Here is a 21,660-nt window from a genome sequence, read left to right as displayed (position 1 = left end):
CCGTGTGCGTGCGCGCCGTGAGGCGTCTCTTCGGTGGCGGGTGGCCGGTCCGTCGTGGTTGCTCGCGTGGTTCCCCGCGCGGGTTCCCGCGCCCCTGTGGGGCCTGCGGCCATCAGAGCAGGGACGGTACCCCCGCCGCCGAGACCTCCCGGGCCGCGCGGTCCAACGCGCTGGCCAGCAGAGCCAGATCCGTCGGGCCGTTGCCCAACTCCCGTACCGGGCGGCGTGCGGGCGGGTCGCCCATCCGCGTCCAGTCGAGCGGGACGACGGTCGGCCGGAGGGTGGCCGTGCGAGGGATGCGCCCCGTCACCCGGCCCGCCTGGAACGGCGTCGTACGACCCCCTTCGCCCCGCAACTCACCGCGCCCCGGCGCCGGTTCGTCGGGCCCCGGCACCGGCGCGCTCAGCACGACCCGCCCGCCGCCCGCCCGGCCCAGCTCGCTCTCGCCCTTCGGCCCGCCCCCACCGGTCGTGGCCACGAGATGCACTCCGAGCCGCTCGCCCTCCCGGGCCACCGCCTCCAGGGCCCGGACGACCGACCCGGCCGCCGGCCGCCCCGTGGAACCCAAGGGGGGTGACAGCAGCGCGTCGAGGTCGTCGACGATCACGACGAGCCGGGGGAGTTCCGAGGCACGGCTCTTCCCGGCCCCGCCCCTGCCGTCCTGTTCGGGGTTTCTCCGGCTCGGCCGCAGCCGCAGGGTGGAGCTGGAGGACGAGTCGAGGTCGGCGGCCCCTGCCGATGCGGCCGCCTGCGCGGACCCGCGCCCCGGCGCGCCCGGCCCGGAGGATCCCGCCCCCGGGGCCGCGGACCTCGCCGACCCGGACCCCGCCGTCGTCGAGGTCGCCGAGGTCGTCGAGGTCGCCGAGCGCTGCGGGACGATACGGCCCGAGACCTCACGCCGCGTGTGCCACTCCACGAACCCGAGCCCGCCGAGCAGTTCGTGGCGTCGCTTCAGCTCGGCGATCAGGGACTGGGCGAACTCCCGCATCCGGACAGGGTCGTTGGCCGTCAGATGGGTCCCCACATGGGGCAGGTCCGTACAGACCCCGAGCCCTTCCCCGGCCCGGCCCCCGCCGGCGCCACCGGCACCGCCGTCCCGCCCGTCGACGAGGACGATGCCCAGCCGGTCGGGCCGCTCGGCGGCGGCGAGCGACGCGGCGATCGCCCGCAACAGCTCCGTACGGCCGCTGCCGACCGGCCCCTCGATCAGCAGGTGGGGACCCTCGGAGACGAGGTCCACGGAGACGGGCCCGCGCGGCCCGGCGCCGAGCACGGCCCAGGCGCGCCCCCCGAGCGCCGTCGTGTCGTCGCCGGCGTCGGCCCAGCGCGCCATCAGTGATGCCGGTGTGGCGCGCGCGAGCCCCAACTCGTCCAGCAGCCGCGCCGACTGCGGCAACGGCGCCGACACCCGCGTCTGCCGGTCGCCGGGCGCCCCGTCCGTCCGCAACGGCGCCAGCGCCCGTGCGAACCGCTCCGCCCACGCCGCCGACACCGCGTCCAGCGTGGCCACCGTGCCCTGGTTCAGCAGGCCGGGCGCGTCCCGCGCGTCGAGCGGGGGGAGGTCCTGGGTGCCGGGATGCGTCCGCTCGTCGGCACCGGAGAGGGCGCTGCCCGAGAGGTCGATGGCGAGGTGCGTACGGCTCACCACGGCGGGGTCCGCCTGAGCGGAGCCACGGGCGCGGTCGGGCCGCCCGGGACGCTCCACGTGGTCGGGGCGGGGGCGACCCGGTGAGGCGTCGGACGCCGTACCGCGCGCGTGGTCCACGGGCTCCCGCGACGCGGCACCGGAGTCCACGCCCCGCGCGGTCGCACCGGCGTGCGCCGCTCCCGAACGCCCGGCGGGTCCACCGGACCCCGGCCCCGGCACCGGGCCCGCCCCCGCACCTCCGGACCTGGGGCCCACCGCCGTATCCGCCGTCCGCGTCGTGCCCACCGCACCGGTCGCACCGGTCGCACCGGAACCGCTCACCGCGCCGTACCCGGCGGAGGTGACGCGCAGCAGGCGCAGCGCCGTGGCGACGTCACCGCTGAGCAGGGCGACGGCCCCGCACGCGCGGAACGCGGGGGAGACCTCGCAGGCCGCCGCGTACGTCTCCGTCACCGGTGAGGCGGGCGAGGCGGACTCCGTCTCGGCGAGGCACACGACATGGATCCCGGCGACGGGCCCTTCGTGCGCCAGCCGCACCACGGCCTCGCGCACATCAGCGCCGCCGGGGTCCCCGTCCACGATCACCACCGTGTAGGGCCCGGCGAAGCCGCCGCCCGCCGGTCCGTCCTCCCGGGCCCACGAGGGCCGTCGCGCGCCCCGTCGCCCCGAGCCACTCTCGGCCGGGCTCGTCGCCCCGGCCGTCGTGCGTCCGCCGTCGGCGCCCGGTGTGCTCCCGGGCGCGCGGCCCGCCGTGTCCGCCGCGTGGTCCTCCACGCGGCGCAGCAACTCGTCCAGCCGGGCCGTCGTCTGCTCGCGGTCGTAGGCGAGGAGGAGGCGGCAGTCCTGGCCGTGGGCGGGGCGCAGATGGGGGAGCCAGCCGAGCCAGGACCAGTCGGTGGTGCGCTCCTCGGCGGAACGGGAGCGATCCGCGGTGATCAGGACCAGTTCCAGGGTGTCGGGGGAGTGCAGCGCGGTGAGCTGGGCCACCACCGCGCGGGTCAGCCCCATCAGCCGGGGGCGCGGTCCGGCCAGCCCCAGCGCGCCGACCTCCCGCAGCCCGGTGGTCACCGGCACCGCCGGCAACAGGCCCGATCCGTCCGGCGCCGCCCGGTCCGTCGTGCCCAGCCGCACCGTCAGCGCCTCCGGGTGCCCCGGCCCCCGCTCCCACAGCCGGGCGCCGGGCCCGAGCGCGGTGAGCAGCAGGGCGGCGAGGTCCGGCCAGGTCTCCGGCAGCCGCTCCCCGGCCGACGCGAGCACCGAGGCCAGCGCCCCCCGCTCGTCCTCGTCGTACTCCGCGTCGTACTCGTACGGGTCGTACTCGTCCCCCGACTGCGCCCGCCCCCCGGTCAACCGCCGTGCCCAGGCTCCGAGCCCGCCCCGTTTGCGCAGCCCACGCGGCACCTCGGTCCCCCGGAGGGGCGTGCCCTTGCGCGTACCGGACTCGGGTCCTTCGGCGCCGTTCCCGAAACCGCCGTCGCCCGAGCGGCCGTCACCGGACCCGCCGTGCCCGAGACCGCCGGGCTCACCTGCTCCGCGCGAGCCCTGGACACCGCCGGGACCGTGGACACCGCCGGGACCGTGGGCGTCGCGGGGACGGTCATGAGCCTCGTCCCCGAGCGCGCCCCCGCCGTCCTCGCCGGCGCCCTCGCGCACGAGCCCCCGGCCCGTACCCCCGGCCGTGCCGGGCCCCGCACTCCCCGTCGTCCCGGTCGTCCCCGTCGTCCGCTCGATGCCGGGCACCCCACCCTGCCCCGGCACCGTCCGCCCCGCGACACGCCCATGCCCGGAACCCTCGGCCCCCGGCGCTCCCGCACCCCCACGAGCCGCTCCGCCGGAGCCGGAGTCGGCACCAGACCCGGAATCAGCGCCGGAGCCGGAGCCGCTGTCACCACCAGGCGCCCCCGCCCCCACCGTGATCCGGACATGCCCCTCACCGTCGGGTGCCGTACCGATCCCGCGCGCTCCCGAGGACGAGGCCAGCCGGAGGGCGGACTCGCCGATGCGCAGGAGCGCGCCCGGGGCCAGGCGGACCGGGCGGTCGCCGACGCGGGTGCCGTCGAGGGTGGTGCCGTTGGTGGAGCCGAGGTCGACCACGGAGACCCGGCCGTCGGCGGAGAGGGTGACCGCGCAGTGGAGGCGGGAGACGTCCGGGTCGTCGAGCGGGACGTCGGCGTCGGCGGAGCGGCCGATGTGGATCCTGCCGCCGTGCAGCAGATGGACGCCGCCGGCGTCGGGACCGGCCACCACGTGCAGCTGTGCGGCGGCCTCGTCGACCTCGGGACCCGGCTCGGAGGGGGCGCCCAGGGAGAGCACCGCGCCGTCGATGAGGGGCGGCTCGCCCAGGGTGCAGCGCTGGGTGTCGAGGCGCTCGGCACCGGCGTACAGCACGACCTGCCCGCCGCCGACCTCCCGGCTGCGCTCCAGACGCTCCGCACCGCCCTCCCCGACGGCGGAGGCGAGGCCCGAGGCCACGGCGGCGAGGGCCGTCCCGGCGGGCGCCGTGACCAGCACGTCGCAGGCCGTGGCCCGTCCTCGCGGCTCGGAGGGCGGTCCCAGCGGGTCTACGACGGTCAGCCGGATCTGCATCGCCGTCAGCGGTCCCTTCCGCGCGGGCACCCGACACCACGAGGACGAGACTGCGCGGTCCCCACCGCAGACTTCCCCCACCGCTTCACGGGCACGTCGGCCAGTACTGGAGGCATCCTCGCACCTGCCACTGACAACGCGCCCGCCGCCCAGCGTCAAGTGATCTTGATTGGTCGGCTCTGCCCCCAAAAATGCCTGACCAGTGCCCGCCATTTGATCACTTGAGATCGGTCACGTCCGTATCGCGGCCGTATTCGGGATCGGTCACGTCCGCATCCGGAACCCGACAGACCCCCGCACGGCAACCAACCGCCCATGAGGGAGCGTCTTTCCACCGAACGCACACGGGTACCCGTACGTACTCAAGCCACAGCAAGCGGACAGAGTGGGCAGGAAGAGTCGGGAAGTGAACAGCCCGGTCCCGTGGACGGCCGCACTACAGTGGTCGGAACGTCCGCGAGAGGCCAGGGCGTGACCAGGCAAGCAAGCAACAGGGAGCGCATGACGTGCGGCCGGTAGGCAGTAAGTACCTCCTTGAGGAGCCGATTGGACGCGGCGCCACAGGCACGGTCTGGCGCGCCCGCCAGCGGGAGACCGCCGGGGCCGAGGCGGCCGTACCCGGTCACCCCGGAGAGACCGTCGCGATCAAGGTCCTCAAGGAGGAGCTCGCGAGCGACGCGGACATCGTGATGCGGTTCCTGCGGGAGCGCTCCGTCCTGCTCCGGCTCACCCACCCGAACATCGTGCGCGTCCGGGACCTCGTCGTCGAGGGCGATCTGCTGGCCCTGGTCATGGACCTGGTCGAAGGCCCCGACCTGCACCGCTACCTCCGGGAGAACGGCCCGTTCTCGCCCGTCGGCGCGGCCCTGCTCACCGCCCAGATCGCCGACGCGCTCGCCGCCAGCCACGCCGACGGCGTCGTCCACCGCGACCTGAAGCCCGCGAACGTCCTGCTCAAGCAGGACGGCGGCGAGATGCACCCGATGCTGACGGACTTCGGCATCGCCCGTCTCGCCGACTCCCCGGGCCTGACCCGGACCAGCGAGTTCGTCGGCACGCCCGCGTACGTCGCCCCCGAGTCCGCCGAGGGCCAGCCGCAGACCTCCGCCGTCGACATCTACGGCGCCGGCATCCTGATGTACGAACTGGTCACCGGACGCCCGCCGTTCAACGGCCAGTCCGCGCTCGAAGTGCTGCACCAGCACCTCAGCGCCGAACCGCGCCGCCCCTCCACCGTCCCCGACCCGCTGTGGACGGTCATCGAGCGCTGCCTGCGCAAGAACCCGCGCGAGCGGCCCAGCGCCGTCAACCTCGCCCGCGCGCTCCGCATCGTCGCCGAGGGCGTCGGCGTGCACGCGAACTCCATGCAGATCGCCGCCGCCGACGGCGTGGGCCACATCCTGGCCCCGGACCCGGCGCCCGCGCAGGTGCCGGGGGCCCCCGAGCCGTTCGGCTCGGCCGACCCGACCCAGGTGCTGCCGCACGGCGCGGGCTCGTACGACCCGAACGCCGCGACCAGCGTCCTCCCGCACACCTCGGGCCCGGCGGGCTCGGGCGACCCCACCACCGTGCTCCCGCACACCGGCGGCGCCGACCCGACGTCCGTCATGCCGCCGGTCCCGCCGCACGACCCCGGCGGGCAGTCGCCCGACCAGCCGCACCCCTGGCAGAACCAGCTCCGCGCGGCCCGTGACCGCAACGAGCAGACGCAGGTCCAGTACCTCGACCCCAGCGAGGACCCGCTGCGCCGCCGCCCCCAGCGGCAGGCGGGCCGTCCGCAGCAGCCGCCGCAACAGCCCCAGCAGCCGCCGCGCCGACAGCAGCGCCCGCCGCAGGGCGGCCCCGGCCCCGGGTACGGCCACCCGCAGCAGCAACAGCCGTACGCGCCCGCCCCCGCCCCCGCGCGCCGGCCGCAGCACCGGCAGCCGGAGCGGTACGCGCCCGCGCCGCAGCCCCAGCAGCCGGCGCCCCGGCCCCAGCGTGAGCCCCGGCCACCCCGTGAGCCGCGCCGGCGCAGCGCCAACCCGATGCGCATCCCGGGGCTCGGCTGCCTCAAGGGCTGCCTGTTCATGATCGTCCTGCTCGTCGTCGGCGGCTGGCTGATCTGGGAGTTCACACCGCTGCAGGAGTGGGTCGGCACCGGCAAGAGCTGGTGGGCCCAGCTCTCGGACTGGGTCGGCGAAGTGGGCAAATGGATCGGGGACTTGAGCAACGGCTCCGGTTCGGGGGGCTCGGGGCAGTAGAGCGCCTCATGGCTCGGGGGCGCGGGGAAATGCGCGACCAGCCCCCACGCACCCGCACCCGCCGACGCACCCGATCTCCCACCCCCTTCGCGTACCCCGCACTCGGCGGAGCCCCGCGCGGAGCCCCGCGCGGAGCCCACCGTGGGGACTTGTCGACATCTGAGGGGTGATTTCCGCCTCGGCGGTGAAGGTTGGGTCCCCGGGCGCGTAGCTTTGTCGCCAACACGCGGCCTGTAGGAGCAGTCTTGGGACGGAAGATCGGAAGCCGGTACACCGCGAACCAGATTCTGGGGCGGGGCAGCGCCGGCACGGTGTGGCTGGGTGAGGGCCCGGAGGGCCCCGTCGCCATCAAGCTGCTGCGCGAGGACCTCTCGTCCGACCAGGAACTCGTCAGCCGCTTCGTCCAGGAGCGCACCGCGCTGCTGGGCCTCGACCACCCGAACGTGGTCTCCGTGCGCGACCTCGTCGTCGACGGCAACGACCTCGCCCTCGTCATGGACCTCGTCCGGGGCACGGACCTGCGCACCCGCCTCGACCGGGAGCGGCGCATGGCCCCCGAGGCCGCGGTCGCCATAGTGGCCGACATCGCCGACGGCCTGGCGGCGGCGCACGCGGCCGGCGTCGTCCACCGGGACGTGAAGCCGGAGAACGTGCTGCTGGACATGCAGGGCCCGCTGGGCCCCGGCGGCGCGCACCCGGCGCTCCTCACCGACTTCGGGGTCGCCAAGCTGATCGATTCTCCTCGGCGCACCCGCGCCACGAAGATCATCGGAACACCGGACTATCTCGCCCCCGAGATCGTCGAGGGTCTGCCGCCCCGCGCGGCCGTGGACATCTACGCCCTCGCGACCGTGCTGTACGAGCTGCTGGCCGGGTTCACCCCGTTCGGCGGTGGCCACCCCGGCGCGGTGCTGCGCCGCCATGTCACCGAGACCGTCGTCCCGCTGCCCGGCATCCCCGAGGAGCTGTGGCAGCTGCTCGTGCAGTGCCTCGCCAAGGCGCCGGCCTCGCGGCTGCGGGCATCGGAGCTGGCGGCCCGGCTGCGGGAGCAGCTGCCGCTGCTGGCGGGAATGCCGCCGCTGGACGTCGACGAGCCGGGGACGGAGTCCGGCGACGAGTACGAGGAGGCCCCCGCCGAGGCGGAGGCGCCACGGGAACGGGTGCGGCGCGGGGCGGTACCGCTGGTGCCGGGGGCCAAGCCGGACTCCAACCGGGACACCCATACGTCGATGCGGGTGCCGGGGCCGGACGAACTGGCGGGCGGTGCGCGCGGGACGGCGCGGGTGCCCCGGCCCACGGGTGCGCCGCGGCCCGGGTCCGCGCGGAACCGGGGGAGTGCGGTGCGCCGGCGGCGGATCACCCTGGGTGCGGCGGCGGTGGCACTGATCGCCGCGGTGGGGGTGGGGGCGTGGGCGGCCACCTCGGGCGACGACGACGGGGGAGCGCCGACGGACACGAGAAACTCGGCGCCGGGGAATCCCTGACCGGTGCGCCTCCGGGCTCGGGGCTCGGGGGTGCGGGGTCGTGGGCGACCGTGGGCCCGGTGGGGCTTCCCGCCCGGTTCCCCGCGCCCATGAAAAGCCGGGGCTGCGCCCCATGCTTTTCACCCCACGGCCCCGTCGCCATTCCCCCCACGGGGCCGTGGTCTTTCGGGCCCGCGGGGCCTGATCTTTCCGGGGCGCGGGGAACCGCGCGAGAGGCTCCGCCCACCCCGCGGCCGGAGAACCCACTCGACAGAGCCGTTACGCTGGGGGCGTGGCAGTCGTCGATGTATCCGAAGAGCTGAAGTCCCTCTCCTCGACCATGGAGTCGATCGAGGCCGTTTTGGACCTCGACAAGCTGAGGGCAGACATCGCCGTGCTCGAGGAGCAGGCGGCCGCGCCGTCCCTGTGGGACAACCCGGACGAGGCGCAGAAGATCACCAGCAAGCTCTCCCACCTCCAGGCCGAGGTCAGGAAGGCGGAGGCGCTGCGCGGTCGGATCGACGACCTCGGTGTCCTCTTCGAGATGGCCGAGGAGGAGGACGACCCGGACACCCGAGCCGAGGCCGAGTCGGAGCTGGTCTCCGTCAAGAAGGCGCTGGACGAGATGGAGGTCCGCACGCTGCTGTCCGGCGAGTACGACTCCCGTGAGGCCCTCGTCAACATCCGGGCCGAGGCCGGTGGCGTCGACGCCGCCGACTTCGCCGAGAAGCTGCAGCGGATGTACCTGCGCTGGGCGGAGCAGAAGGGCTACAAGACCGAGGTGTACGAGACCTCGTACGCGGAGGAGGCGGGCATCAAGTCCACCACCTTCGCCGTGCAGGTGCCGTACGCCTACGGCACGCTCTCCGTCGAGCAGGGCACGCACCGGCTCGTCCGCATCTCGCCCTTCGACAACCAGGGGCGGCGCCAGACCTCCTTCGCCGGTGTCGAGATCCTGCCCGTGGTCGAGACGACGGACCACATCGAGATCGACGAGTCCGAGCTGCGCGTGGACGTCTACCGGTCCTCCGGGCCCGGCGGCCAGGGCGTCAACACCACCGACTCCGCGGTGCGGTTGACCCACCTTCCCACCGGCATCGTCGTCTCCTGCCAGAACGAGCGGTCGCAGATCCAGAACAAGGCCACCGCGATGAACGTTCTCCAGGCGAAGCTGCTGGAGCGGCAGCGCCAGGAGGAGCGGGCCAAGATGGACGCCCTCAAGGACGGCGGCAGCTCCTGGGGCAACCAGATGCGTTCGTACGTCCTGCACCCGTACCAGATGGTCAAGGACCTCCGCACCGAGCACGAAGTCGGCAACCCCGAGGCCGTGTTCAACGGCGAGATCGACGGCTTCCTGGAGGCCGGAATTCGCTGGCGCAAGCAGCAGGAGAAGTAGGCCCGCCACATTCGGCGCTTTGTCGACAAGGCAACTGCCTTCCACCGGAAGGCAGTTGCCTTTTCTGTGTGGGGATGTCTGGGTCTTACGTCACACTCACATGTTGGTGACGAGGTCAAATGCGGTGAACGGGACATCGCGTACGCAACGACCTTGACGTTGCTGGGAAAACTGAGAAGCTGACGTATGGCATGCGCATTACTGGGGCGCATGTGAACCGGGGGACTTCGACCCAACCGACTGCTCCCGTTGATCGCGGCCCCGGGCGCTGCTCCATTTACTGATAGCTACTGGGGGTAGCAGCCATATGACGAAGAAGACGCGGATCCGCGTGGCGCGAATAGCCGCGGGTGCCGTGATCGCCGCCGGCGCGTCGCTGACCGCCGCGGGCGCCGCTTCCGCGCTGGACCTCGGTGTCGGCGTGGGCGTCAGCACCGACGACGGCGGTTCCATCAAGGCCGATGTCTCGGTCCAGACCGGCAACGACACCGAGGGCAACACCAACGTCGGTGCGACCACCGGCGAGACGACCGGTGAGACCACGACCGGCGAGACCACCGCCGGCACGACCGGCAGCGTCAGCACGACGGGCACCATCGGTACGACCGGCACCACGGGCGGCGACACCGGCACGACCGGTACCACGGGCACCACCGGCACCACGGGTGGCGACACGGGTACCACGGGCACGACCGGTACCACTGGCACGACGGGCACCACCGGTACCACCGGTACCACTGGCACGACCGGTACCACGGGCACCACCGGCACGACCGGTACCAGCGGCTCCACCTCGAACGGAACGTCCAACGGGACGTCCAACGGCACCTCGGGCGGCTCCACCTCGAACGGGACGTCGAACGGCACCTCGGGCGGTTCCACCTCCAACGGGACCTCCGGCGGCTCCTCCGACGGCGGCTCGACCTCCGGCGGCACCGACGGCGGTTCCTCCGTCTCCGGCGGCTCCTCCGACGGCGGCTCCACCTCCGGTGGGACCGACCCCGACGGCGGCAACGACGAGGTCGTCCAGCAGGAGGGCTCCTCGGCCCTCACCGACACCGGATCGGAGACCGAGGCTCAGGGCGCCGGCAGCGGCGAGCTGGCCGAGACCGGTGCCGCCGAGACCACGTTCCTGCTGGTCGGTGCCGCCACGATGATCGCCGGCGGTATCGGCTTCCGTCTGCTGCCGCGCCTGATGGTCGGCCGCGGCGCCGCCGCCTGACCGTAGACGGTCGGACACGGCACACGTACGACGAAGGCCCGGGGCAGCCAGCCCCGGGCCTTCGTCGTACGTCCTGTCCCGCGCACGCCCTGTGTCGTCGGGCGTCCCTATGCCGTCTGGTGAGCCAACAGCGCCACGGCCGCTATGAGGATCGCCAGGAGGGCGATCAGGGTCATGGGGCTCAGGCCCGCGAAGGGGTTCTCCTGCTGGAGCCGCTCGCGGCTGGCCCGGCACACATGGCAACGGCCCTCGGCGACGGGGGACGCGCAGTTCGCGCACACCAACCGGTCGTACGTCATGCGCCTCGCCCTCCTTGCAATGGCCTCACACATACCTCAACGCTTCGCGGAACCGGACCGTTCCTCCACCCCACTGTGCCAGGTTCCTGAGGAGGTTGCGCGGGGGCCTCGGAAAGGGGTGGGGGCGGTTGTGGCGCGGCCGCGGGCCGGTGGCGGCTTGCCGCGCAGTTCCCCGCGCCCCTCACGGGGCTGGGGACGGTACAGTCTCGTCCATCCATCCCCGACGGCTTGTGGTGCATCCGTGATCCGATTCGACAACGTGTCCAAGGTCTACCCCAAGCAGACCCGCCCCGCACTCAGGGATGTCTCCCTGGAGGTGGAAAAGGGCGAGTTCGTGTTCCTCGTGGGGTCCTCCGGCTCCGGAAAGTCCACGTTCCTGCGGCTGATCCTCCGGGAGGAGCGGTGCAGCCAGGGGCAGGTGCACGTCCTGGGCAAGGATCTCGCGCGCCTGTCCAACTGGAAGGTGCCGCAGATGCGCCGCCAGCTCGGGACGGTCTTCCAGGACTTCCGGCTGCTGCCGAACAAGACGGTCGGCGAGAACGTCGCCTTCGCGCAGGAGGTCATCGGCAAGTCGCGCGGCGAGATCCGCAAGTCCGTGCCGCAGGTGCTGGAACTGGTCGGCCTCGGCGGCAAGGAGCAGCGGATGCCGGGCGAACTGTCGGGTGGTGAGCAGCAGCGTGTGGCCATCGCACGGGCTTTCGTGAACCGGCCCAAGCTCCTCATCGCGGACGAGCCCACCGGCAACCTCGACCCGCAGACCTCCGTCGGCATCATGAAGCTGCTCGACCGCATCAACCGGACGGGCACCACCGTGGTGATGGCGACCCACGACCAGAACATCGTGGACCAGATGCGCAAGCGCGTCATCGAGCTGGAGAAGGGCCGCCTCGTCCGCGACCAGGCGCGCGGCGTCTACGGCTACCAGCACTGACCGCCCCGTCCACGGAAAGGCCTATCGAGACGCCATGCGCGCCCAGTTCGTCCTGTCGGAGATCGGTGTCGGTCTCCGCCGCAATCTCACGATGACCTTCGCGGTCATCGTCTCCGTCGCCCTCTCCCTCGCCCTGTTCGGCGGCTCACTGCTGATGAGCGACCAGGTCAGCCAGATGAAGGGCTACTGGTACGACAAGGTCAACGTGTCGATCTTCCTCTGCAACAAGAGCGACGCGGAGTCCGACCCCAACTGCGCCAAGGGCGCCGTCACGACCGAGCAGAAGAACCAGATCAAGTCCGACCTGGGCAAGATGGCCGTCGTCGAGAACGTCGCCCACGAGTCGCAGGACGAGGCGTACAAGCACTACAAGGAGCAGTTCGGCGACTCCCCGCTCGCCAGCAGCCTCACCCCGGACCAGATGCAGGAGTCGTACCGCATCAAGCTGAAGGACCCGGAGAAGTACCAGGTCATCGCGAGCGCCTTCAACGGCCGTGACGGTGTCCAGTCGGTGCAGGACCAGAAGGGCATCCTGGACAACCTCTTCCGGCTGCTCGGCTATCTGAACTGGGCGGCGCGCGGTGTGATGGCGGTCATGCTGATCGTGGCGCTGCTGCTGATCGTCAACACGGTGCGTGTCTCGGCGTTCAGCCGCCGGCGTGAGACGGGGATCATGCGGCTGGTCGGCGCCTCCGGTTTCTACATCCAGGCGCCGTTCATCATGGAGGCCGCGGTCGCCGGGATCATCGGCGGCACGATCGCCTGTGCCTTCCTGATCCTGGGGCAGTACTTCGTGATCGACAACGGGGTGTCCCTGTCCCAGAACCTGCCGTTGATCAATTTCGTGGGCTGGGACGCGGTCCTGACGAAGCTGCCGCTCATCCTCGCGGCGAGCTTCCTGATGCCCGCGTTGGCCGCCTTCTTCGCTCTGCGCAAGTACCTGAAGGTGTGACGCACGCCCCTGGGGGCCGTACCGGCAAGGGCCGGTACGGCCCTTCGCGTTGTCCTAGACTCGCCGTCATGTCAGGCCGCGACCTGTTCTCCCAGCCCCGCCGCATCGGCCGCGGGGCCGCCCTGACATTGGTCTTCGCGAGCGTGCTCGCCACCGGCGCCGCGACCGGCTCCTTCGACGACCCGCGCGGCGGGACCACGGCCGTCGCGAACCCCTCCCGCCCCGCCCCGGCCGACAAGGAGCAGGACGTCGCCGACGCCGCCGCCGAGGCCATGGCCGAGGGCAAGTCCCCCGTGGAGGCCGCCGAGCGTGCCGTCAGCCGCAGCGGCGACCGGTGGGGCGCGGTCTACTCCGAGGGTGAGTACGAGCAGTTCGAGGAGGCCCTCGACGGCGAGTACACCGGCGTCGGCCTGTGGACCCGGCTGGAGCGCGACGGCCGGATCGAGGTGACCCGGGTGCAGGACGGCTCACCCGCCGCCCGCGCCGGGATCCGCGCGGGGGACCGCCTCGTCGGCGTCGACGGCGAGAAGGTCGACGGCCGCCCGGTCACCGAGGTCGTCTCCTTACTGCGCGGCGACGCGATCGACGAGGGCACCGGGAACACCGGGACCCCGAAGAGCGCGGCCGCCGGTACGAAGGTGACGCTGGTGCTGGAGCGCGCCGGCCGGACCTGGTCCGCGACCCTGCGCCGGGCCCGCCTCTCCACCGAGGACGTGACCGTGAGCCGCACCGCCGGCGGGGTCAGCGTCATCACCGTCGACGCGTTCACCAAGGGCTCCGGCGATCTCGTACGAGCCGCCGTCGAGCAGTCCGCCGACGCCGCTGGCTTCGTCCTCGACCTCCGTGGCAACTCCGGCGGTCTGGTCTCCGAGGCCGTCACCGCCGCCTCCGTCTTCCTCGACGGGGGCCTCGTCGCCACCTATGACGTCAAGGGGGAGCAGCGGGCCCTGCACGCCGAACCCGCCGGCGACACCACCAGACCCCTGGTCGCGCTCGTCGACGGCGGCACGATGAGCGCGGCCGAGCTGCTCACCGGTGCGCTCCAGGACCGGGGACGCGCGGTGGTCGTGGGCTCCCGCACCTTCGGCAAGGGCTCGGTGCAGATGCCGAGCCGCCTCCCCGACGGCTCCGTCGCCGAACTGACCGTCGGCCACTACAACACCCCCTCCGGCCGGGGCGTCGACGGCCGGGGCATCACCCCCGACCTCGAAGCGGACGAGGACGCCCTGCAGCGGGCCGAAACGGTGCTGAGCGGTCTCGGGCAGTGAGCCGCCCTCGTTAATCGGCTTCCCTCGCACCCCCTCCGTGGTGCGAAAATGGACGGCACTATGAGCAAGGGAATGTACGTACCGAAAGAGTCCCAGCCCAAGCAGGGCGGGACGGCCGTCAAGGGCCGGGACGGCGAGAAGGGCGGCAAGAAGAAGATCGTCGCCCAGAACAAGAAGGCCCGGCACGACTACGCGATCATCGACACGTACGAGGCCGGCCTCGTGCTGACGGGCACGGAGGTCAAGTCGCTGCGTCAGGGCCGGACCTCCCTGGCCGACGGCTTCGTCCAGATCGACGGGGGCGAGGCGTGGCTGCACAACGCCCACATCCCCGAGTACCACCAGGGCAGCTGGACCAACCACTCCGCGCGCCGCAAGCGGAAGCTCCTGCTGCACCGCGAGGAGATCGACAAGCTGGAGTCCAAGGCGCAGGAGACGGGTCACACGATCGTGCCCCTCGCCCTGTACTTCAAGGACGGCCGGGCCAAGGCCGAGATCGCGCTCGCGCGAGGCAAGAAGGAGTACGACAAGCGGCAGACGCTGCGGGAGAAGCAGGACCGGCGGGAGTCGGACCGGGCGATCGCGGCGGCGAAGCGGAAGCAGCGGGGCCAGTAGGGCGAGGTCGCCGGGAATACGGTGGCATCGGCTCGCGTTGGTCACGTACGATGGCACCTGCACCCCACAGCGGGTGCGGACGTCCTCCCCGGAGGGCATTGAAAAAACAACATGGGGATGATCGGTTTCGACAGCGGCTGTTGAGGCAGGGGAAGCGTGTCGAGGAAGCGGCAATGATCTCGTAAACCATATGTCGCAACCAATAATCGCCAACACCAAGCGCGATTCCCAGACCTTCGCTCTCGCTGCCTGATAAGCAGTGATCGAAGGCCCTAATGGGTGTCAGCCCGGGAGTGTTCCCGGCCCGGATCCTGGCATAATCTAGGGAACTAAACCATTGAGCCCGGTCACGGGGTTCGATGGGAAATCAAACAGTGACTGGGCCCGTCGGCGACTTGTTCGCGTGATCGCCGGGGCCGAGAAAATCGCAGCGAACTGCACACGGAGAAGCCCTGGTTCTGCACCGTTGGACGCGGGTTCGATTCCCGCCATCTCCACAATTCCCATGTGGGCGAGGCCCCGCTGCCGTAAGGCAGCGGGGCTTTCGTCATTTCTCAGCAGGTCACCCGCCACCCGGTCATCCCGTCACCCGGCGGGCCGTGCTCGCCCGAACGGTCAGGCGGGGCGGGAGCAGGGTGGCCTCGGGGACGGGCGTGCCGGAGAGCTTCCTCATCAGCAGGGCCACCGCCTGTTCGCCCACCTCCGCCGCCGGGATGGCGATCGAGGTGACGGGCACGGGGAGGGCCGCGGCGACGTCGTCCGGGCACAGGGCCGTGATCGAGAGGTCGGCGGGGACGCGCAGGCCCAAGTGCTCGAACGCGTCGACCAGGGGTTCCAGGACCGCCTCGTTGTGGATCACCACACCCGTGAGGGCCGGCTGTTCGCGCAGCAGGCGTTCCGCGACCGCGCGGGCCGCCGCCGGGGTGGCCTCGCAGGGGTGCACCGTGGAGGACATGCCGTTGCGGGTGGCGGCGGAGGTGAAGCCCTGGACGACGCGCTGTGCGAAGGACGTCTGGCGGACGTAGACCTCGGGCGGGGAGCCGATCAGGCCCACCACGCGGTGGCCCAGACCGGCCAGATGCTCCACGCACAGTTCGCCCGCCGTCCTGAAGTCCAGGTCGATGCAGGTCAGGCCGGAGCGATCGGCGGGAAAGCCGATCAGGACCGAGGGGCGGTCCAGCGTGCGCAGCAACGGCAGCCTCGGGTCGTGGAGTTGGACGTCCATCACGATCAACGCGTCCACCAGGGCCGAGTCCGCCACCCGCCGCAGGCCCTCCTCGCCCTCCTCCTGCGTCAACAGCAGGACGTCGTGGTCGTGTGCGCGGGCCGTCGTGACCGCCGAGACCGCGAACCGCATGACCACCGGCACATGGATGCCGGCCCGTAAGGGCACCACCATCGCCAACACGTTCGACTTGCTGCTGGCCAGGGCGCGGGCGCCCGCGTGCGGGCGGTACCCCAGCTCGCGGATGGACGCCTCGACCCGCGCCCGTGTCTCCGCCGAGATCGGGCGCTTGCCGCTCAGCGCGTACGAGACGGTGCTCGGGGAGACGCCCGCGTGCCGGGCCACGTCCGTGATCTTCACCGTCACCTCGCCCTCGTTCCCGGGGGAGCGGACTCCCCGTCCAGTTCCAGCGTCAGGAACCCCGTGCCCGCCTCCGCCCGCACCTCACGCCCGTGCGCCGCGAGCCCCCAGGGCGCCCTCGGCTCACCGCAGGACGCCCGCAGCACGGTCCCCTCCCGTACGACGGTGAACGTCACCTCGCCCACCGGGACCGTCACCTGGGCGCCGTGTTCGAGGCCGTACGCGTGCAGGGTGACCCCGTCGGCGTGGTCGTAGTCCGGGCGGTCCACCGCCGCGCCGACCGGGACGACCGTGCCCGGCCGGACGAGGAGCGGCACGCTGGTGAAGTCGTGCCGTTCGCGGACCCAGCGGGGGCCGGTGACCGTGCCGCCGTCCGGGAAGCGGGTCCAGGTGCCCTCGGGGACGTAGTACGTGACGTCGCCCTCGTCGTCGAAGACGGGTGCCACGAGGAGGTCGGGGCCGAGCATGTACTGGCGTTCCAGGTGCGCGCAGCCCGGGTCGTCCGGGAACTCCAGCACCATCGCCCGCATCAACGGCACACCCTCGGTGTGGGCGGTGCGCGCGGCCTCGTAGAGGTAGGGCATGAGGCTGAGCTTGAGGTGGGTGAACTTCCGGAGCACGTCGACCGATTCGTCGTCGAAGAGCCAGGGGACCCGGTACGACGACGAGCCGTGCAGACGGCTGTGCGAGGAGAGCAGGCCGAAGGCGATCCAGCGCTTGAACAGGGCGGGGGAGGGGGTGCCCTCGAAGCCGCCGATGTCGTGGCTCCAGTAGCCGAAGCCCGACAGGCCGAGCGACAGGCCGCCCCGCAGGGACTCGGCCATCGACTCGTACGTGGACTCGCAGTCGCCGCCCCAGTGGACGGGGAAGCGCTGGCTGCCGACCGTCGCCGAGCGGGCGAAGAGGACCGCCTCGCCCTCGCCCCGGTGTTTGCGCAGGACGTCGAAGACGGTGCGGTTGTAGAGGTAGGTGTAGTAGTTGTGCATCCGCTCCGGGTCCGTGCCGTCGGACCAGGCCACGTCCAGGGGCACCCGCTCGCCGAAGTCGGTCTTGAAGCAGTCGACGCCCTGGGCGAGCAGCGCCTCCAGCTTCGACGCGTACCACTCGCGGGCCGCCGGGCTGGTGAAGTCGACCAGCGCCATGCCGGGCTGCCAGAGGTCCCACTGCCAGACGCTGCCGTCCGGCCGGCGCAGGAGGTGGCCGAGGGCCTTGCCCTCCGCGAAGAGGGGGGAGCGCTGGGCGATGTACGGGTTGATCCAGACGCTGATCCTGAGCCCCCGGCGTTTGAGGCGGGCCAGCATGCCCTCCGGATCGGGGAAGACCCGGGGATCCCACGCGAAGTCGCACCACTGGAACTCGCGCATCCAGAAGCAGTCGAAGTGGAAGACGGACAGGGGCAGCCGGCGCTCCCGCATGCCCTCGATGAAGGAGGTCACCGTCTCCTCGTCGTAGGAGGTGGTGAAGGAGGTCGACAGCCACAGGCCGAACGACCAGGCGGGCGGGAGGGCCGGGCGGCCGGTGAGGGCGGTGTACTTGCGGAGGATGTCCTTCGGGGTGGGGCCGTAGATGACGTAGTACGTGAGCTGCTGGGTCTCCGCGCTGAACTGGACCCTCGACACCACCTCCGAGGCGACCTCGAAGGACACCTTGCCGGGGTGGTCGACGAAGACGCCGTAGCCCGCGTCGGTGAGATAGAACGGCACGTTCTTGTAGGCCTGTTCGGTGGCCGTGCCGCCGTCGGCGTTCCAGACGTCCACGACCTGGCCGTTCTTGACCAGCGGGCCGAAGCGTTCACCGAGGCCGTAGACGCTGGTGCCGACGCCCAGGTTGAGCTGTTCGCGGAGGTAGTGGGCGCCGGACGCCTCGCGCATGATGCCCATCGACTTGGGGCCGCTGGTGGTGAGCGTGCGGCCGTGGGCGAGGAAGTCGACGTGCCAGGGGCCGCCGCGCGACACACGGACCGACAGGTCTCCGGCGGTGAGAGTGGCGTGCTCGTCGTCGTAGGAGGTGTGCGGGGTGAACTCCTCGCTCGTCAGCTCGAAGCGCGGGCCGCGCGGTCGCTCGCCCTCGAAGTGGGTGAACGTGACACCGATGACGTCGGGCATCGGGGCGTGGGCGCTGATCGTCACGACCGGTCCCTTCAGCAGGTCGCCGCGGTGGCGGATGGGCCGGGTCGGGGCGTGCACCTCCAGGGCGCCGCCCGCCGTCGCGGTGACGTCGAGCACCTCGGCCGGGTACGCGGCGGTGACGCCCTCGCGGAGCAGCCAGTAGCCGTCGGTGAACTTCATGTGGGGGATCTCCTTACGTCACGGCCTACTTCACGGCTCCCACCGCGATGCCGCGGGTGAGCGTGCGCTGGAAGAGGAGGAAGAACACCAGGGCGGGGAGCAGGCCGAGCAGGGCGGCCGCGTTGGTCATCGTGGCGTCCATCAGACGCTGGCCCTGGAGGACGCCGAGGGCCACGGACACGGTCTGGTTGTCGTTGGAGATCAGCATGACCAGGGGCAGCAGGAACTCGTTCCAGGTCCAGATGAAGAAGAAGACCAGGAGCACGCCCAGGGTGGGTCGGCTCACGGGGACGACGATCCGCCACAGCACCTGCCACTTGGTCGCGCCGTCGATCCGGGCCGCCTCGACGATCTCGCGGGGGAACTGCCCGAGGACCGAGGAGAGGAGGTAGGTGCCGAAGGCCGCCTGGATCACCGTGAAGACGATGATCACGCTGAGCCTCGTGTCGTAGAGGCCGACCTCCTTGCTCAGGTAGTAGACCGGGTAGACCAGCGCCTCCTGCGGGAGCACGTTCGCGAGGACGAAGAAGGCGAGGACCCAGGTCCGGCCCTTGATCCGGCCGATGCCGATCGCGTACGCGTTCAGGACGGACAGGACCACGGCGAGCAGCGCCACCGAGCCGCTGATCAGCACCGAGTTGACGAGCTTCCGGCCGAAGTCGACGCGCTCCCAGAAGTCCCGCACACCGTCCGTGTGGAAGCCCTCGGGGAGACTGAGAGGGCCGTTCTGGGCGTACTCCGCCGGGGACTTGACCGCGTTGAGCGCGACGATCAGGAACGGCACGATCATGAACAGGGCCGCGACGCACAGGGCGATCAGCACCGGGTAGCGGCGCAGGGCGGTGGTCACGCGTCGGTCCTCTCCTGGAGTTTCAGGCCGACCAGGGCCAGGGCGAGGACGAGCACGGTCAGGACGGTGGAGATCGCCGCGCCGTAACCGACCTGGGTCTTCTCGAAGAACGTGGTGAAGGAGAAGTAGGACGGCACGTCCGTGGCACCGCCGGGGCCGCCCTTCGTCAGCACGTACACCGCGCCGAACACCTTGAGCGCGGCGATCGTGCACCACAGCAGGACCACATGGATCTCGGGCCGGATCTGCGGCAGCGTGATGTGGCGGAAGCGGCGCCACCAGCCGGCGCCGTCCAGCTCGGCCGCCTCGTACAGCGCCGGGTCGACGCGTTGCAGGCCCGCCATGAAGACCACCAGCGGGAAACCGAGCTGCACCCATACCATCACGGCCATGACGGTGTAGAGGGCGAGGTCCGGGTCGCCGAGCCAGTCCTGCTGCCATCCGCCCAGGCCGACCGCCTTCAGCACCTCGTTCAGGGAGCCGTTCTCCGGGGCGAGGATCCAGCTCCAGACGATGCCGGCGACCGCGATCGGCAGCACCTGGGGCAGATAGAAGCAGGCGCGCAGCACGGCGGTGACCCGGCCGCCGAAGTGCTTGCCGACGAAGTCGAACAGGGCGGCGGCCAGGACCAGCCCGAGCGCGGTCGGCACGGCGGCCATGGCGACCACCATGAACAGGCTGTGCCGGAACGACGCCCAGAAGTCCTCGTCGCCCGCCAGTTCCCGGTAGTTGGCGAGGCCGGACCACTCGGGGCCGCCCACGCCCTGCCAGTCGGTGAAGCTCACCCCCGTGTTCATCAGGAACGGGACGACGACGACGGCGAGGAACGCGAGGGCACCGGGCAGGAGGAACAGGGCGTAGGAGTCACCGGGGCGGCGGGGGCGGTGGGCGGCGCGGCCGGAGCGGCGCTTCCCACCGGCCGCCGACCCCCGTTCGACGGTCACCGTCATCGCTTCGGCGCGTCCTTCTCGTACGCCTCCCCGATCGCGTCCAGGTAGGCGTCCGGATCCGAGCCGCCGGTGATCAGTTTCTGGGTCTCGGAGACGAGGACGTCGTAGAAACCGGGCACGGGCCAGTCGGGGTAGAAGGCCAGACCGTCCTTCTCGGAGAGGGTGTTGAAGTCGGCGATCAGCTCCTTGGCCCGCGGGTCGGTGAGGGCGGCCGGGTCGGCGGCCATCGGGACCCCGCCCTTCTCTCCCAGCAGGTTCTGGATCTTCTCCGACATGGTGATGTCGATGAAGTCGTAGGCGAGTTCCTTGTTCTTCGCCCCTTCGGGGACGACCCAGAGGTTGCCGCCCGAGCCGAGCGTGAGGTCGGTGTCCGGCCACGGGAAGGTGCCCCAGTCGAACTGGTTCTCCGCCGTGAAGCGGCCGTACCACCAGCTTCCCGAGAACAGCATCGGCGCCTTGCCCTGGATGAACGAGACGCCCGCGTCCTCGGACTTCGTCCCCGTCGACTTCTCGCTGATGTACCCCTTCTCCACCCAGTCGGCGAAGGTCCGCGCCCCGTACGTCCACGCGGCGTCGTGGAAGTCGGTCTCGCCCTGGTACAGCTCGTAGGCGTTCACCCAGGCACGGTCCGCCTTGCTCAGCGCCAGCTGGTACAGGTACTGCTGCGCCATGTACTCGGCACCGGCGTTGGCCAGCGGGGTGATGCCCGCATCGACGAACTCGTCCATCGCCGCGGTGAGTTCGGCGAGCGTGGTGGGCTCGGCGATGCCGTGCTCCGCGAAGAGGTCCTTGTTGTAGAAGACCATCGTGTACTCGGCGTAGTTCGGCACGCCGTACCACTTGCCGGAGCCCATGACCCCGTCGGTGTCGTACTGGCTGGTGGTGCGGACACCCGCGCCGATCTTCTTGTCCCAGCCGCGCGCGGTGACCTCCGGGGTGAGGTCGGTGAGAAGGCCCTGCTTGGAGAGGAGCCCGGCCGTCGCGTTGCCCTTGTTGTACTCCATCAGGTCGGGCGCGTCGGAGGAGTTGAGGACCATCGGGGCCGTCTTGCGGATCTGTTCGAAACCCTTCTCCTCGAACTCGACCTCGACGCCCGGATGGGTCTTCTCGAACTCCTCGATCGCCGCGTTCCACGCCACGCCCATCGCGCTGTCGGGACCCTCGTAGTGCCAGAGGCGGAGCGTGCTGCCGTCCCCGCCCCCGCCGCCGTCCGAGCCGCCGCAGGAGGTCAGGAGCAGGGCCCCGCTCAGGGCCGCCGCCGCGAGCGCCGTCATACGCCTTCGTGCCGTTGACATCCTGTGCCTCCAGGGGAGTCGGATGGATCGTCGAACGGTGTGGTCGAATCGCTTCGACGCCTGACGTCG

15 protein-coding genes and 1 other RNA gene are annotated in these 21,660 nt (G+C 71.7%); 9 read left to right on the top strand and 7 right to left on the bottom strand.

Features of this window, described 5'->3' with window-relative positions:
- Positions 1 to 112: 112 nt before the first annotated feature.
- Entirely contained in the window at positions 113 to 4,234 is a 4,122-nt protein-coding gene (locus RM704_RS30230; protein WP_033524964.1) for an FHA domain-containing protein, read from the bottom strand.
- 506 nt (positions 4,235 to 4,740) lie between these two features.
- Between RM704_RS30230 and RM704_RS30225 the strand changes: the two genes are divergently transcribed.
- The 4 genes from RM704_RS30225 to RM704_RS30210 all read left to right on the top strand — a co-directional run bounded on the left by RM704_RS30225 (position 4,741) and on the right by RM704_RS30210 (position 10,558).
- Positions 4,741 to 6,477, top strand: coding sequence for a serine/threonine-protein kinase (locus RM704_RS30225; protein ID WP_078936910.1), 1,737 nt, complete (start codon positions 4,741 to 4,743; stop codon positions 6,475 to 6,477).
- A 245-nt stretch (positions 6,478 to 6,722) separates the two neighbouring features.
- Positions 6,723 to 7,961 (top strand): serine/threonine-protein kinase, encoded by a 1,239-nt coding sequence (locus RM704_RS30220; RefSeq protein ID WP_033524965.1) that lies wholly within the window; start codon positions 6,723 to 6,725, stop codon positions 7,959 to 7,961.
- Positions 7,962 to 8,232: 271 nt separating this feature from the next.
- A complete protein-coding gene (gene prfB / locus RM704_RS30215; RefSeq protein ID WP_033524966.1) occupies positions 8,233 to 9,336 on the top strand; it encodes a peptide chain release factor 2 in 1,104 nt (367 codons plus the stop codon).
- Between the two features lie 307 nt (positions 9,337 to 9,643).
- Positions 9,644 to 10,558 (top strand): hypothetical protein, encoded by a 915-nt coding sequence (locus tag RM704_RS30210; protein WP_033524967.1) that lies wholly within the window; start codon positions 9,644 to 9,646, stop codon positions 10,556 to 10,558.
- A gap of 107 nt (positions 10,559 to 10,665) precedes the next feature.
- Here RM704_RS30210 and RM704_RS30205 read toward each other — a convergent pair whose 3' ends face one another.
- A complete protein-coding gene (locus RM704_RS30205; RefSeq protein ID WP_033524968.1) occupies positions 10,666 to 10,857 on the bottom strand; it encodes a hypothetical protein in 192 nt (63 codons plus the stop codon).
- Between the two features lie 241 nt (positions 10,858 to 11,098).
- Between RM704_RS30205 and ftsE the strand changes: the two genes are divergently transcribed.
- From ftsE to ssrA, 5 genes are all read left to right on the top strand, one after another.
- Complete coding sequence (gene ftsE, locus RM704_RS30200) at positions 11,099 to 11,788, top strand: cell division ATP-binding protein FtsE (RefSeq protein WP_033524969.1); 690 nt, start codon at positions 11,099 to 11,101, stop codon at positions 11,786 to 11,788.
- 34 nt (positions 11,789 to 11,822) lie between these two features.
- Positions 11,823 to 12,740: a permease-like cell division protein FtsX gene (ftsX, locus tag RM704_RS30195; protein WP_033524970.1), complete on the top strand. Its 918-nt coding sequence runs from the start codon at positions 11,823 to 11,825 to the stop codon at positions 12,738 to 12,740.
- 68 nt (positions 12,741 to 12,808) lie between these two features.
- The gene (locus RM704_RS30190) at positions 12,809 to 14,008 is read left to right on the top strand and encodes a S41 family peptidase (RefSeq protein ID WP_033524971.1); all 1,200 of its coding nucleotides are present in this window, start codon (positions 12,809 to 12,811) and stop codon (positions 14,006 to 14,008) included.
- A gap of 72 nt (positions 14,009 to 14,080) precedes the next feature.
- On the top strand, positions 14,081 to 14,623 hold the full coding sequence (gene smpB, locus RM704_RS30185; RefSeq protein WP_033524972.1) for an SsrA-binding protein SmpB: 543 nt from the start codon (positions 14,081 to 14,083) through the stop codon (positions 14,621 to 14,623).
- 113 nt (positions 14,624 to 14,736) lie between these two features.
- Positions 14,737 to 15,123, top strand: a transfer-messenger RNA (tmRNA) gene (gene ssrA, locus RM704_RS30180).
- 77 nt (positions 15,124 to 15,200) lie between these two features.
- Here ssrA and RM704_RS30175 read toward each other — a convergent pair.
- Genes RM704_RS30175 through RM704_RS30155 form a run of 5 tightly spaced genes read right to left on the bottom strand, consistent with a single transcriptional unit; the run spans position 15,201 to position 21,591 of the window.
- Positions 15,201 to 16,214: a LacI family DNA-binding transcriptional regulator gene (locus RM704_RS30175; RefSeq protein WP_033524973.1), complete on the bottom strand. Its 1,014-nt coding sequence runs from the start codon at positions 16,212 to 16,214 to the stop codon at positions 15,201 to 15,203.
- A complete protein-coding gene (gene yicI / locus RM704_RS30170; protein ID WP_311591377.1) occupies positions 16,211 to 18,496 on the bottom strand; it encodes an alpha-xylosidase in 2,286 nt (761 codons plus the stop codon). The genes RM704_RS30175 and yicI overlap by 4 nt, the downstream gene beginning before the upstream one ends.
- Before the next feature lie 25 nt (positions 18,497 to 18,521).
- Positions 18,522 to 19,346, bottom strand: coding sequence for a carbohydrate ABC transporter permease (locus RM704_RS30165; RefSeq protein ID WP_033524974.1), 825 nt, complete (start codon positions 19,344 to 19,346; stop codon positions 18,522 to 18,524).
- Positions 19,343 to 20,296, bottom strand: coding sequence for a carbohydrate ABC transporter permease (locus RM704_RS30160; RefSeq protein ID WP_033524975.1), 954 nt, complete (start codon positions 20,294 to 20,296; stop codon positions 19,343 to 19,345). Before RM704_RS30160 ends, RM704_RS30165 begins: the two co-directional genes overlap by 4 nt.
- On the bottom strand, positions 20,293 to 21,591 hold the full coding sequence (locus RM704_RS30155; RefSeq protein ID WP_033524976.1) for an extracellular solute-binding protein: 1,299 nt from the start codon (positions 21,589 to 21,591) through the stop codon (positions 20,293 to 20,295). Before RM704_RS30155 ends, RM704_RS30160 begins: the two co-directional genes overlap by 4 nt.
- Between the last annotated feature and the right edge of the window lie 69 nt (positions 21,592 to 21,660).

It is taken from the genome of Streptomyces gottesmaniae, from assembly GCF_031845845.1.
GTDB classification, from domain to species: domain Bacteria; phylum Actinomycetota; class Actinomycetes; order Streptomycetales; family Streptomycetaceae; genus Streptomyces; species Streptomyces akebiae.
This window is presented reverse-complemented; position numbering and strand designations above follow the sequence as displayed.

Excerpts from the sequence above, each read along its gene's own strand:
- RM704_RS30230 (WP_033524964.1), bottom strand. The coding sequence starts at position 4,234 with ATGCAGATCCGGCTGACCGTCGTAGACCCGCTGGGACCGCCCTCCGAG.
- RM704_RS30210 (WP_033524967.1), top strand. The coding sequence starts at position 9,644 with ATGACGAAGAAGACGCGGATCCGCGTGGCGCGAATAGCCGCGGGTGCC.
- RM704_RS30205 (WP_033524968.1), bottom strand. The coding sequence starts at position 10,857 with ATGACGTACGACCGGTTGGTGTGCGCGAACTGCGCGTCCCCCGTCGCC.
- ftsX (WP_033524970.1), top strand. The coding sequence starts at position 11,823 with ATGCGCGCCCAGTTCGTCCTGTCGGAGATCGGTGTCGGTCTCCGCCGC.
- RM704_RS30190 (WP_033524971.1), top strand. The coding sequence starts at position 12,809 with ATGTCAGGCCGCGACCTGTTCTCCCAGCCCCGCCGCATCGGCCGCGGG.
- smpB (WP_033524972.1), top strand. The coding sequence starts at position 14,081 with ATGTACGTACCGAAAGAGTCCCAGCCCAAGCAGGGCGGGACGGCCGTC.
- yicI (WP_311591377.1), bottom strand. The coding sequence starts at position 18,496 with ATGAAGTTCACCGACGGCTACTGGCTGCTCCGCGAGGGCGTCACCGCC.
- RM704_RS30160 (WP_033524975.1), bottom strand. The coding sequence starts at position 20,296 with ATGACGGTGACCGTCGAACGGGGGTCGGCGGCCGGTGGGAAGCGCCGC.
- RM704_RS30155 (WP_033524976.1), bottom strand. The coding sequence starts at position 21,591 with ATGTCAACGGCACGAAGGCGTATGACGGCGCTCGCGGCGGCGGCCCTG.